The organism is Acinetobacter sp. UBA801 (assembly GCA_002296655.1).
In the GTDB taxonomy this organism is placed as follows: Bacteria; Pseudomonadota; Gammaproteobacteria; order Pseudomonadales; family Moraxellaceae; genus Acinetobacter.
On sequence record DBIN01000026.1, the window covers coordinates 52,535 to 65,349 of the forward strand.

The window sequence follows — 12,815 nt, forward strand, 5'->3', positions numbered from 1 at the left end:
CTCGGTTTTTTTATGGAAATTGACTAAGTTAATCACAAATCACGATATGCAGACTTAGCCCATCTTTCATTTCCATTAAGGCTGATAATAAATATCGGCATCGGTGCCTTCACCACCTTGCTGACCATCTGCACCAAAAGAATACAAGTCAAACGGACGACCTTCTGAGCCTGGAATGACATATTGAATGTCATTATCCCAACTGTCTTTCGGATAGCCTCCTTTCACATAACCGCCTGGCAACCAGTTTTTAGCCGAAGCAGGCTGATTCACCAAGGCATCTAAACCACCATCTTGCATAGAGGGATATTTTTGATTATCAAGTTTGTATTGATCGAGTGCACCAGCCACACCCTTTAAGGTAATTACCGTGGTATCGACTTTGGCTTTTTCACCACGTCCCATTACATTCGGTACGATTAAAGCCGCCAACACACCTAAAATTACAATCACCACCATGACTTCAATCAAGGTAAAACCAGACTGTTTACTCGGTTGCTTCAGTTTCATTCAATCTCTCTCATGTATTTATATCAATTCGACATTTATTTTAGGTTCAGTTTAAAGAACAATGCTTCAAAACGATTTAAATCATATTGTTCATATTCACAATTGGCAGCATGACCGCAATCACAATCACCAGTACAATACTCGCCATGAGTACCAACATCAACGGTTCTAATAGTGCCAACAAGGTTGAAATCAGCGTGGTCACTTCACGATCCTGCATCACCGAGGCACGTGACAACATGCGGTCTAACTCACCCGAGGCTTCGCCACTTTTGATCATTTGTACCATCATCGGTGGAAAATAACCACTCCGCTCTAATTGCGTCGCCAAGTTACCACCTTCGGTGACTTTTTCTGCCGCCAAATTGACCGCATCACGAATGACCCAGTTATTACTGACCGCAGCACCAATTTTTAGCGCATCCACCAAAGGCACACCCGACTGAGTCAAAATAGACAAGGTACTGGCAAAACGCGCGGCATTAATCCCACGTGATAATTTTGCAAATAACGGCAACTTTAAGGTTAAACGGTCAAAGGCATAATGCCCTGCAGTTGTGCGTAAAAAACGCGCCAACAACAATACCCCTACCACAGAAGCCACCAGTAAAAACGGCCATGCAACACGAATAAAATCACTGGCTTTCATTAATGCCACGGTGATCCACGGCAAGGCATCTTTGCTTTGATCAAAAGTTTTAACAATATCGGGTACGACATAAGTCATTAAACCCATCACAATCGCAAAAGACATCAGCATTAAAATGATGGGGTAAATCATCGCCCCTTGAATTTTTTTCTGCATGGCAAAGCGGTTTTCGGTGTAATCTGCCAATTGTTCCAGAATTAAATCTAAATGCCCCGAACGCTCACCTGCGGCAATGGTGGCAATATATAAGTCTGGAAAACGCCCCGATTGTTGTAAAGCATTGGCCAATGAATAACCTTCCAGAACTTTAGAACGTACCGACATCAGCAAATTTTGTACATGGGCTTTTTCACTTTGTTTACCCACAGCACGAACGGCTTCTTCTAAGGGAATCGCAGCAGCCACTAAAACCGATAACTGACGGGTCAGCAAAGCCAAATCATAGGCTGTGATTTTTTTCTGAAACCATTGTTTGCCACTGTGTTTATCTTTTTGTTCAACGGCATCGACACTAACAGGAATCCATTCTTTGTCTCGTAATTGCTGACGGATTTGTCGTGCAGAATCACCCTCTAAAACACCTTTTTGCTGCTTCCCTGAAGCGTCAATGGCAGTAAATTGATATGCTGGCATTGTAATGCTCTAATTTTCCAAAATTTCTTGCAACGCGGTTGCGTCCGACCACTAAAATCATTCATATTCTTAGATATAAATTCTGTGCTCACTCTAACACATGCCAAAGTCGAGCACGAAGCCATTTTTCACAGGACGATACGACTTTTTCTATGCCAGATTCAACTTTAGACCGACAGCCTGTTTATCGTATTCGAGTGGCTGTGCCCGTATATCTTTACGACTGCTTCGATTATATGCTCAGTGCAGCTCAATATCAGCAAGCAGAGGTGGGCGCGCGGGTCTTGGTTTCTTTTGGTCGGCAAAACTTGGTCGGGATTATTGTCGAAAAACTGGCACTCGATACTCCAATTGACCCTCGTTTTAAACTCAAAGCCATTAGCGGACTGTTAGATGAGCAAGCAATTTTAGACTCTAAAGTTTTAACTTTGTTGACATGGTCTGCACAATATTATCAATTCCCGATTGGTGAAGTGATGCAAAGCGCCTTGCCAAGTTTATTGCGCCAAGCCAAACCCTATAATTTATTGGCGCGTACTTGGAAATTGTTGGATGCACATGCCGAAGCTAAAATTACACGCTCGGAAAAACAGCAACAAGCCTATAAAATTTTAAAGCTGCATCCTTCAGGCACTTCTGAAAATATTTTAAATATGGCAGGCATTGAAACGGCAACCCTAAAAGCCTTGGCGAATAAAGAAATTTGCGCATGTGTTTTGGAAGCCCAAGATTTTAGCCCAATGCCAGTGACTTTGGCACAAATGCCTTTAACCCCTAATCCAGATCAGAAAAAAGCCATCGACAGCGTACTTAAAGTACAACAACAATATAAGGCATTTTTACTAGATGGTTTAACGGGCAGCGGCAAAACTGAAGTTTACTTACACATCATGCATGAGGTACTAAAACAGGGCAAACAAGTGTTGGTGTTAGTACCTGAAATTGGTCTAACGCCGCAAACCATTAGCCGTTTTCAGTCGCGTTTTCATTGCCACATTGCGCTCTTGCACTCAGGTTTAAATGATTCCAAGCGTTTGCAAGCGTGGCAAGCCGCACAAACGGGTAAAGCATCCATTATTTTAGGCACACGCTCTGCCATTTATACCCCATTGCCAAATTTAGGCTTGATTATTTTAGATGAAGAACACGACCTGTCTTTTAAACAGCAGGAAGGTTTTCGCTACCATGCCCGTGATGTTGCACTGTATCGTGCCCATCTGGAAAATTGCCCCGTTATTTTAGGTTCGGCGACTCCAAGCATTGACAGCTATGCTTTAGTCGATCAAGGTAAAATGCAATGTCTGGAGTTAAATCAACGTGCGGGCACGGCACTAATGCCCAAAATCCACCTGATTGATTTAAAAATTGCCAAAAAACAGCACGGTATTAGCCAACAATTGATTGATGAAATCAAAAAACGCTTGGCTAAAAAAGAACAAGTTTTGGTGTTTTTAAACCGACGCGGCTATGCACCGGTATTGATTTGTGAGAGCTGCGCATGGCAAGCCAAATGCCCAAATTGTGATGCCAATTTTACCTTACATCATCAACCTTATACGCATTTGCATTGCCACCACTGCGGTACAATTCATCGTAAACCTGAGCAATGCCCTGCCTGTAATCATACAGAGCTCAAACCTATTGGCATGGGCACTGCCAAAGTCGAAGACAGTTTAAATGAGCTGTTTCCAAATGTAGATGTCATTCGGGTAGATCGGGACTCGACCAGCCGAGTGGGTAGTTGGCAAAAAATTTATGACCGTATTCAACGCAGTGAACCACTGATTTTATTGGGCACGCAAATGCTGGCCAAAGGGCATCATTTTCCCTATGTGACCTTGGTCGCAATTTTAGATATTGATGCAGGCTTACTTAGTGTGGATATTCGCGCACCTGAACGCACTGCTCAACTGATTGTGCAAGTGACTGGACGTGCAGGGCGTGGTGAGCATAAAGGTGATGTTTATTTGCAAAGTGTGCGTCCCGATCATCCACTTCTCACCACGTTGGTCGAGGGAGATTACCGCAAGTTCGCCAAACAAACTTTAAAAGAACGCAAAGCTGCACAATTACCGCCCTATCGTTACAGTGCTTTGATTCGCTGTGAATCTAAAAGCCAGGAATTAAACCAGCAATTTTTACAACAACATGCACAATGGCTGAGAGAACATTCAGAACAATTGATTGAAATTTGGGGGCCGATTCCTGCGCCAATGGAACGTAAAGCAGGACGTTTCCATGCACACATGGTGTTGTTGTCTAAAGATCGAGCACGCTTACATTTTTATATCAGGAACTGGTGGCAAAATATGTTGCATGAAAAGCCATCCAGCATGAAACTAAGTTTAGATATAGATCCGCAAGAATTCAGCTAACACCCTAAATTGAAACTGGGCTGTATTAGCACTTATTTCAATAATCCACCGCTTTAAACTTTGGATGACCACATGTCCTTATTGTTACAAATAACCATTTTTCTAGGCGCATCATTGGTTTTGGTTCCCTTACTAAAACGCTTTGGCATTGCGACTGTATTGGGCTATTTGTTTACAGGCATTTTGCTAGGGCCTAGCGTATTCAATATTGCCAGTGACCCCGATGATATTCAGGATTTGGCAGAATATGGTGTGGTGTTCCTAATGTTTATTATTGGCTTGGAACTGCGTCCACAACGGCTGTGGCAAATGCGCAAACCTATTTTTGTTTTGGGCAGTTTACAGGTCGGGATCACGGGGGTTTTACTTGCAATCTTGGCTTTTTTTGCCTTACAGCAAGGCATTGCCTCAAGTGTGGTGATCGGTTTTGCACTGGCACTTTCCTCCACGGCCTTTGTGCTACAGATGTTGCAAGAAAAGCAGGAACTCAGCAGCAGTTATGGACAACAATCCTTTTCCATTCTGCTATTTCAAGATATTGCTGCCATTCCATTAATTGCCATTATTCCCATGTTGGCAGGTGCAGAGTCAACCCATCATGGCATTGCCTATTTTGCTGCGATCATCGCGACCTTTAGCGGTCTATTTTTATTTAGTCGCTATCTCATGCGGCCATTTTTTCGCTTTGTGTCCAAAAGTGGCGCACATGAACTGATCACCGCAGTCGGGTTGTTCATTGTGCTTGGCGTGGTCAGCATTATGGATGTGCTGGGCATTAGCACCACTTTAGGCGCATTTTTAACGGGCGTGTTGTTGGCAGATTCCGAATTTAGACATGAGTTAGAAGCCAGTATTGCACCATTCAAAGGCTTATTGCTGGGCTTATTTTTTATGACTGTCGGGATGAGCACCGAACTGGCAATTTTAATGAACATGCCTTGGCTGATTGTGGGCGGAGCATTGCTGCTCATGCTCATCAAACTGATTAGCCTCACAGCCATTGCCCGTTATTTCGAATATTCCTGGCGCAATAGTTTGTTGTTGGCGACTTGCTTGGCACAAGGCGGTGAATTTGCCTTTGTGGTACTTAGTGTCGCACAAAGTGAAAGCGTACTCAGTCAAGCCATGCTGCAACCACTGACCTTAATTGTGACTTTATCGATGGTGCTAACCCCAATTTTTTATTGGTTGATGAGCAGTCAAATTATTCCCCGCCTAGAACGTGAAAAATCGCCTGAATATGATGAAATTCCAGATACACATCACCCTATGATTATTGCCGGTTTTGGTCGTTTTGGACAAATTATTGCTCGTGTGGCGTACTTACAACATCTGCACTTTACTGCCATCGACAGCAATATAGATAAAATTGATTTCGTGCGAAATCACGGTGGCAAAGTCTATTATGGTGACGCCACTCAACCTGAAATTTTACGTGCCGCAGGAATCGAATATGCCAAAATCTTTATTCTTGCGATTGATGATATTGAAGATTCAATGAATGTGGCACGACATATTCGCCTGAATTATCCAACTCTAAAATTATTGGTACGCGCACGTGATCGGCATCATGTGCATTTATTGCGGGATTTGGGCGTCAACTATATTTGGCGTGAAACGTATTTATCCTCTTTAGGCATGGCATATCAGGCCTTGCGTGATCTGGGTATTAATGAAGAAGATGCCTATAAAAGCATTGAGTTGTTCCGTGATTATGATGAACAACTCTTGGCACAACAGCAGCACATTTATACCGATGAACAAAAAGTGTATGAAACCCATCGTAACGCTTTGGCAGAACTGGAACACCTGTTTGAAAGTGATGCACAAAACCGTGAAATGCCCTTGGGTGTCGATTTAAAACGCGGCTTGCATAACGGTCATATTGATGTGACACGTGATGCAGCAAACTGACTTGTGTTTTACAATATTGCCACCATTAAAACAGGGTTATGGAGAATTTTATGTCTGATTTACGCCAACGCTTTTTTATTGAAGATAGCCCTGTTCGTGGTGAAGTAGTTCATCTCGAAGAGGCTTTGCAAACCATTTTGAAACAACGTGATTATGTGCCTGCGGTACAAGTGTTGTTGGGAGAAATGCTTTGTGCCACTGCCCTGCTGGCCAGTACCCTAAAAATTAAAGGGCGTATTAGCTTACAAATTCAGGCATCTGGCACATTTAAATGGGCCATGGCGGAATGTAACCACTTGGGTGAAGTGCGTGCGTTGGCAGACTACGAACAAGACCCACGCTTTTTAAGCGCTGAAGACAGCAGCACCGTCCTGAAAAGTTTGGTCAGTCCTGTACTGTTTATTAATATCGAGCCTGAATTTGGTGAGCGTTATCAAGGTATTGTGCCTTTGGACAAAGGCAATTTAGCTGAATGTTTAATACAGTATTACGATTTATCCGCACAAATTCCAACCCGTATTGTGTTGGCAAGCAATGCCGAACGTGCGGGCGGTTTGCTCATTCAATTGTTGCCGCGTAACAGTGAAGAAGAACAACAACGGGTCGATGAAGATTTATGGCCACGCGTGACCATGCTGACTGAAACCTTAAAAGCAGAAGAATTAACTGATTTAGATGTCAATGAAATTTTGTACCGTTTATACAATGAAGAACAAGTCCGTTTGCCTGAAGTAGAAGCCTTGCGTTTTGGTTGCACTTGCTCCAAAGAACGCTGTGCGAATGCCTTAATTCAAATTGGCGTTTCTGCGGTTCGTGAAACTTTGGAATACCAGAATCCAATTACTATGGATTGCCAATTCTGCAGCACACAATATAGCTTTAGTGCCGAAGAAGCATTGAGTTTATTTGGAGAACATCTCAGCTAAATTGCATGGTGAATGCCATGATTAATATGTGATGCAATCCTAAAAACTCATTAAAAATGAGCAGTCCATGCTGCTCATTTTTATTTGCCTGACGGCCATCGTCAAAACCTTTTATTTTATTATTTTTCATGTCATTAATTTCATAAAATTCCATCAAATTACGAGAAAATACCGCATAAATTAGGTATAAGTAATCCCATATTTTTTATACCTTTAAGCTACTTCTTCTGTGCGATATTAGTTTTATGAACACTCTGTTCTTTCTCGTTTAGCCTTTATCAGCGCGATTTGCTATTCAAGTTTAGCTTATACCGCCAATGCAGACCCACTTTTAGGCAAATGAAAAACATTAGACTACCGCACAGGTTTTTCATTGTCTGACGTGGTCATGAGTAAAGATAAATAAGGCGCGTATGCCGCTACAATTATAGAGCTCCGTGTGATTCCTTGCGCATCGCGTTGGGAAAACTGCGCACTCTGTACGGGTAAAAATAAAGATAAGCCACTGTTAGGTCTTGTGCCATTAAGTCACTTAAAAGCGACGCTAAGCAATCAAATTGAATTTTATGAAGATGATTTTTAGACCCAATTGGCGGTAAAGTTTATAAAGGTAAAGCACGTTTAAGCGCTAACGGTAAGCGCCTCACCTTACGTGGCTATGTAGGTGTTTCGGTGATTGGTCGCAGTGTAACTTGGGTAAAATACTAATTCCAAAAACTAAGATATTGATTTACATGGTTCTTTTTTAAGAACCATTTTATTGCCAAATTTTGAAACAATCATTTTTAACACCACACAACCGTTCAATCCAAAAAATTGAAATAATGGATGGCATTGAACAAAAAATAGACTAATATCTATAGAACATCGATACGCACAAGCCAAATTGGCACATCAATATAACAGGCGCGAGTACAGCAAAGGATTGGCTGAATTTCACCAAAGGAATACAAATAAAATATTCTATTACAGCGTACACAGGCTAAATTATAGAGAGTCGCTTATTGGATATCCACCAATTATTGATGTAAAGTAATCCCTCATTTTCAGACGAACCAACTCGTTTGAATTCGATCAGAAGGAGTATGCCATGACCACTATTTTATATCGTGAAATCACTTCAGACGGACAGCACACAGAAATTATTGAAGAATTTACCCAGTTAGATTTAAAAAAATTTGCCGAAACGTGTGGGCAAAGCCCTGAATGGGTCTTACAACTTTTAGAATATGACATCCTGCCTTCCCGCCCTGCCGAACGCATCCACCAATTTTTTGGTGAAGATGTCAGCCGTGCACGCCAAGCCTATCGGCTGCAACGTGATTTTGATGCCAGTTTTTCAGCTGTTGCTATGATGCTTGACCTGATTGATGAAGTGCAAAATTTACGCAAACAAGTTAAACATCTGAATTTTCAACATAGTTAATCCTCACGCTCTAGTTGTGTGATTCATCACCTTGCTAGAGCGTTTTTCTTTCTATGCCCGTAAATTTTTTTAATGAGAATGATCGACACAATGAAAACCAAAGACTGCAACAAGAAAATTAAAAATATGTTTCCTGAGTTTCGTGATTTAATTCAGGAATTACGCGACAACAATCCACATTTTTCAAAAATTTTTGAAGATCACGAGCAGCTAGACCGTGAAATAAGCCAGTTAGAGCTTGATCCTGTGCATCAAATTAATGATGACATTGAAGCACTGAAACGCAAAAAATTAAGACTGAAAGATGAAATGTATCATTTGCTGCGTAATGCACAAAATGATCAGTTGGCTTAAAACACATACAGATCTGAACTGCAAATCCTAATACAATCAAATGTAGGACACAGCAAGAAAAAGCAAAACAAGATGGCGTATTTAAACCTGAAGCCGTGTTCAGAGACCATTCAAAAATCTGCCATCTTGAGCTAAATGTCCGCTATCTCGTTCAATCTGTGGATAAGCTTATAAGCCCTATGGATAACTTTTGAGGTCTGTGGAAAACGTTTATCAACGAATTATCTTGTGATATCTGTATCGACTAGAACCTAATTTTTTACCACATCTGCAAGTTGATCTTCTGGATTATTTAAGTTTAGTCAGTTTTTCGACTTCTTTCATAGTGCCTTTCACGGTTTGCTTAATTGGTTCATAATCTAAAAACCAAAATAAACTCATGTGTTGATCGCTATGTTGTTGCGCTAGCATATCAATCACACTTTTTTCACCCCGCCCCACCATGTGACGGCGATAGAAATAATACAGCAACAGTAAAGTGGTCATGATCATTACACCCAGCATAATCCAGAAGGCCTGTGCATGTTTTAAACCTGGCATAAACTCAAAGTTCATGCCATAAATACCTGTGAATAAAGTCAAAGGTGCAAAAACTGCGGTAATGATGGCTAAAATCCGCATATTTTCATTGGTTTGATTGGCAATGGCAGAAAAATGCAGATCAATTGCTGTTTGCACTGCAGAACGTAAACGAATGGTATGCTTTTGAATTCGTTCAATATGACTGGTCAAATCATCCAAACGTACCAAAATAATATCCTGCCGTTCATTACGTTTTTTTCCACGTAAATGTGGGTAGTTATCGACAATTTCATCTCGCAGTTCCTGCAAGGCTTCAATTTGCTCTTCACATAAATTTTCAACTTGCTGAAAGGCCATATTTTCTTGCAGCAATTGATGCCAACGGGTAAAACGACGATGCCCCTGCAACAACTCTTGTTGCCAATATTCCACACGGCGGGTCAGTGGCATGCGAATATCCAAGTAATCATCCGCCACCAAATTAAGTAAACGCAACGTTAAATCTAACGGTGTTGCTGCCAGTTTGCGTGCTTTATTCTGTTCTTCAATCGGGCGTTGCATCGCAGCTTCCACACGTGACAAATAACTTTCTATGACTTTATTGCCCTGTTCCCGCACCGTAATCAAAATCTGCGGCGTCATGATAAAGCTCATTGGCGTGGTAGCCAGTCCAAAAACCCGTTCATGTTTTTCCCCGACTTGCTGCCCTGTGGCAATATGGTCTTCAGGTGTGATCAGTTTTCGAAAAATCAATAAGTCATAATCATCTAAAGTATCAAACGCACAAGGATGCTCTATATTTAAAATATCGCGCACATGATATTCATTAAGCGATAATTGACTGTACTGAAAAATCTCTTGTTGCCATTGTTCTGCACGGTTAAGCACATTATCACGGGTGCAATCAATCCAGATAAATTCAGGCTCAAGTCCTTCAATTGGCTGTTTTTGCGCATAAATATTGGTTTTATGATTGGTATGCAGATAAAAATAATAACTTTGCATAGAACAGGCACTCTATTTTCAGTTTCTTGTAAGTTTTTTGGGATTTTAGGATGTGCACAGTTTAAGCATGGATCAGGCTTCTTTACAAATACATGCTGTAATTTATGTAGCTTTTATGCGTCTAAGATGTTTTTAGTACGATGCAACAAAATTTTTAGCATAAAAAAACCCGCATTCAGATTGAATACGGGTTTTTGACTATTTCAGATCATCAATACAGCATTACGCTTGTTCAATGTCTTTCATCGTTAATTTGATACGACCACGGTTGTCTACGTCAGCAACCTGTACTTTCACTTCCTGGCCTTCTTTCAACACGTCTGCAACGTTGGCAATACGCTCATTTGAAATTTGAGAAATGTGAAGTAAACCGTCAGTACCTGGCAGGATGTTTACAAACGCACCGAATTCCACAATACGGATCACTTTACCTGTGTAAATTGTACCTGGCTCGATTTCAGCAGTTAACGCCTGAATTTTTGCAACAGCAGCTTGCGCAGCAGCTTTGGTTTCACCAAATACGCGCACTGTACCGTTATCTTCAATATCAATTGCCGCTTTGGTTTCTTCAGTAATTTGACGGATGGTTGCACCACCTTTACCAATCACGTCACGAATCTTGTCTGGGTTGATGTTGATGACTTGGAAAGTTGGCGCATGCATTGAAATTTCTGGACGCGCACGCGAAATCACTTGGTTCATTGCATTTAAGATATGCATACGACCTGCATAAGCTTGGTTTAATGCAACTTCCATGATTTCTTCAGTGATGCCTTCGATCTTAATGTCCATTTGCAGTGCAGTAATACCGTTAGCAGAACCTGCAACTTTAAAGTCCATGTCGCCAAGGTGGTCTTCATCACCCAAAATGTCAGAAAGCACAGCGAAACGCTCACCTTCTTTCACTAAGCCCATTGCGATACCCGCAACTGGTGCTTTCAATGGAACCCCTGCATCCATAAGTGATAACGATGCACCACAAACAGACGCCATAGAAGATGAACCGTTTGATTCAGTGATGTCCGATACGATACGAATCACATACGGGAAGCGATCTGCCGCAGGAAGAACTGCCTGCACACCACGACGTGCCAAACGACCATGACCAATTTCACGACGTTTAGGGCCAGATTCACGACCTGTTTCACCCACAGAGTATGCAGGGAAGTTGTAGTGCAACATGAAATTGTCTGTTTTAGTACCCGATAAAGTATCGACCATTAAGGCATCACGTGTATTACCTAAAGTAGTGGTAACTAACGCTTGAGTTTCACCACGGGTAAACAATGCAGAACCGTGTGCACGCTCTAACACGCCAACTTGTACGTCGATTGCACGAACAGTTTTAGTATCACGACCATCAATACGTGGTTTACCAGACAAGATATTGTCACGAACTGTACGGTATTTAAGGTCTTCAAATAATTCGTTAACTTCGTCAGCAATACCTGTTTCGTCATTTTCAGGAACGAATTGCGCAATTGCTTCAGCATGAAGAGCATCAAGTGCTGCATAACGGTCTTGCTTGATGGCAATGGTGTAGGCTTCAGAAATTTTTGCTTCAAACGCTTCTTTTAATTTTGCACGAAGGTCTTCATTTTTCTCTGGAGCAGTCCAAGTTGACTCTGTTGCACCCGCTGCTGCTGCGAATTCTTTGATTGCTTGAATTGCAATTTGCATTTCATCGTGACCAAAAAGAACTGCACCCAACATTTGGTCTTCAGAGAGTTCTTTCGCTTCTGATTCAACCATCAATACAGCAGCTTCAGTACCTGCAACAACAAGATCAAGATCAGATTGAGCAAGTTGTTCGTGACTTGGGTTAAGAACGTATTCACCGTTGATTAAACCCACACGCGCCGCACCAATTGGGCCACGGAACGGTGTACCTGAAATCGCAAGTGCCGCAGACGTACCTAACATTGCAGCAATGTCAGCTTCCATCGTTTTGTCAGAAGATACAACTGATGCAGTGACTTGAATTTCGTTGTAGTAACCTTCTGGGAATAACGGACGAATTGGACGGTCAATTAAACGTGAAATTAAAGTTTCTGCTTCTGAAGCACGGCCTTCACGCTTACCATAACCGCCAGGGATACGACCTGCAGCATATTGTTTTTCTTGATAGTTAACAGTCAGTGGAAAAAAGTCTTGACCTGCTTTAGCAGTTGGTTGAGCAACAACAGCAACTAATACAGTTACGCCGCCCATGGTAATCATCACTGAGTTGGCTTGACGCGCTACACGACCAGTTTCCAGTACAACTTGGTGCTGACCAAATTGGAATTCTTTACGAATAATATTAAACATCGACATGTTTTATTTTTTCCTAGTTCTTGTGAACAATTATTCTCGTGGAGACCCCTAAGGTTTGGCATTCACAACACAATTGTTTAGGTAAATGACAAAGCTTAGAAGCCGACCTCACTCGAATGAAACACGAATTTTAAACACAAAGAAGGAGCGAATCATTCGCCCCTTCCACTGATCTAGCCAAGGCT

Annotated in this window: 10 protein-coding genes and 1 pseudogene; 6 read left to right on the forward strand and 5 right to left on the reverse strand. The window is 41.7% G+C overall.

All coding sequences use genetic code 11. The features are described from left to right. Positions 1-75: 75 nt before the first annotated feature. On the reverse strand, positions 76-510 hold the full coding sequence (gene gspG / locus B2W49_RS05005) for a type II secretion system major pseudopilin GspG (protein WP_291335110.1): 435 nt from the start codon (positions 508-510) through the stop codon (positions 76-78). A 76-nt stretch (positions 511-586) separates the two neighbouring features. Continuing rightward, a complete protein-coding gene (gene gspF / locus B2W49_RS05010; protein WP_291335111.1) occupies positions 587-1,792 on the reverse strand; it encodes a type II secretion system inner membrane protein GspF in 1,206 nt (401 codons plus the stop codon). 152 nt (positions 1,793-1,944) lie between these two features. Here gspF and B2W49_RS05015 point away from each other — a divergent pair, with 152 nt between their 5' ends. The 3 genes from B2W49_RS05015 (at position 1,945) to hslO (ending at position 7,007) form a co-directional block, all read left to right on the forward strand. Then, on the forward strand, positions 1,945-4,167 hold the full coding sequence (locus B2W49_RS05015) for a primosomal protein N' (RefSeq protein ID WP_291335113.1): 2,223 nt from the start codon (positions 1,945-1,947) through the stop codon (positions 4,165-4,167). Between the two features lie 72 nt (positions 4,168-4,239). Next, entirely contained in the window at positions 4,240-6,081 is a 1,842-nt protein-coding gene (locus tag B2W49_RS05020; RefSeq protein WP_291335115.1) for a monovalent cation:proton antiporter-2 (CPA2) family protein, read from the forward strand. A gap of 50 nt (positions 6,082-6,131) precedes the next feature. Then, a complete protein-coding gene (hslO, locus tag B2W49_RS05025) occupies positions 6,132-7,007 on the forward strand; it encodes an Hsp33 family molecular chaperone HslO (protein ID WP_291335117.1) in 876 nt (291 codons plus the stop codon). Here the strand turns inward: hslO and B2W49_RS05030 are convergent. Further along, a complete protein-coding gene (locus tag B2W49_RS05030) occupies positions 7,000-7,137 on the reverse strand; it encodes a hypothetical protein (RefSeq protein WP_291335119.1) in 138 nt (45 codons plus the stop codon). The genes hslO and B2W49_RS05030 overlap by 8 nt on opposite strands. 147 nt (positions 7,138-7,284) lie before the next feature. Between B2W49_RS05030 and B2W49_RS05035 the strand changes: the two are divergent. From B2W49_RS05035 to B2W49_RS05045, 3 genes and pseudogenes are all read left to right on the forward strand, one after another. After that, positions 7,285-7,715, forward strand: a pseudogene (locus B2W49_RS05035) (DUF2147 domain-containing protein). Positions 7,716-8,097: 382 nt separating this feature from the next. Further along, positions 8,098-8,433 carry a chaperone modulator CbpM gene (locus tag B2W49_RS05040; protein ID WP_291335121.1) on the forward strand — a complete coding sequence of 112 codons (336 nt, stop codon included), beginning with the start codon at positions 8,098-8,100 and terminating at the stop codon, positions 8,431-8,433. A gap of 90 nt (positions 8,434-8,523) precedes the next feature. After that, on the forward strand, positions 8,524-8,787 hold the full coding sequence (locus tag B2W49_RS05045) for a YdcH family protein (protein ID WP_291335123.1): 264 nt from the start codon (positions 8,524-8,526) through the stop codon (positions 8,785-8,787). Between the two features lie 288 nt (positions 8,788-9,075). On the opposite strand, the gene B2W49_RS05050 is transcribed toward B2W49_RS05045, so the two are convergent. Both B2W49_RS05050 and pnp read right to left on the reverse strand, forming a co-directional pair. Beyond that, positions 9,076-10,314 (reverse strand): magnesium transporter CorA family protein, encoded by a 1,239-nt coding sequence (locus B2W49_RS05050; protein ID WP_291335125.1) that lies wholly within the window; start codon positions 10,312-10,314, stop codon positions 9,076-9,078. Positions 10,315-10,536: 222 nt separating this feature from the next. Continuing rightward, the gene (gene pnp / locus B2W49_RS05055; protein ID WP_291335167.1) at positions 10,537-12,624 is read right to left on the reverse strand and encodes a polyribonucleotide nucleotidyltransferase; all 2,088 of its coding nucleotides are present in this window, start codon (positions 12,622-12,624) and stop codon (positions 10,537-10,539) included. Positions 12,625-12,815 lie beyond the last annotated feature (191 nt).

Bases quoted from the DNA above. Each gene is read 5' to 3' on its own strand.
- gspG (WP_291335110.1), bottom strand. From the start codon at position 510: ATGAAACTGAAGCAACCGAGTAAACAGTCTGGTTTTACCTTGATTGAA.
- gspF (WP_291335111.1), bottom strand. From the start codon at position 1,792: ATGCCAGCATATCAATTTACTGCCATTGACGCTTCAGGGAAGCAGCAA.
- B2W49_RS05015 (WP_291335113.1), top strand. From the start codon at position 1,945: ATGCCAGATTCAACTTTAGACCGACAGCCTGTTTATCGTATTCGAGTG.
- B2W49_RS05020 (WP_291335115.1), top strand. From the start codon at position 4,240: ATGTCCTTATTGTTACAAATAACCATTTTTCTAGGCGCATCATTGGTT.
- hslO (WP_291335117.1), top strand. From the start codon at position 6,132: ATGTCTGATTTACGCCAACGCTTTTTTATTGAAGATAGCCCTGTTCGT.
- B2W49_RS05030 (WP_291335119.1), bottom strand. From the start codon at position 7,137: ATGAAAAATAATAAAATAAAAGGTTTTGACGATGGCCGTCAGGCAAAT.
- B2W49_RS05040 (WP_291335121.1), top strand. From the start codon at position 8,098: ATGACCACTATTTTATATCGTGAAATCACTTCAGACGGACAGCACACA.
- B2W49_RS05045 (WP_291335123.1), top strand. From the start codon at position 8,524: ATGAAAACCAAAGACTGCAACAAGAAAATTAAAAATATGTTTCCTGAG.
- B2W49_RS05050 (WP_291335125.1), bottom strand. From the start codon at position 10,314: ATGCAAAGTTATTATTTTTATCTGCATACCAATCATAAAACCAATATT.
- pnp (WP_291335167.1), bottom strand. From the start codon at position 12,624: ATGTTTAATATTATTCGTAAAGAATTCCAATTTGGTCAGCACCAAGTT.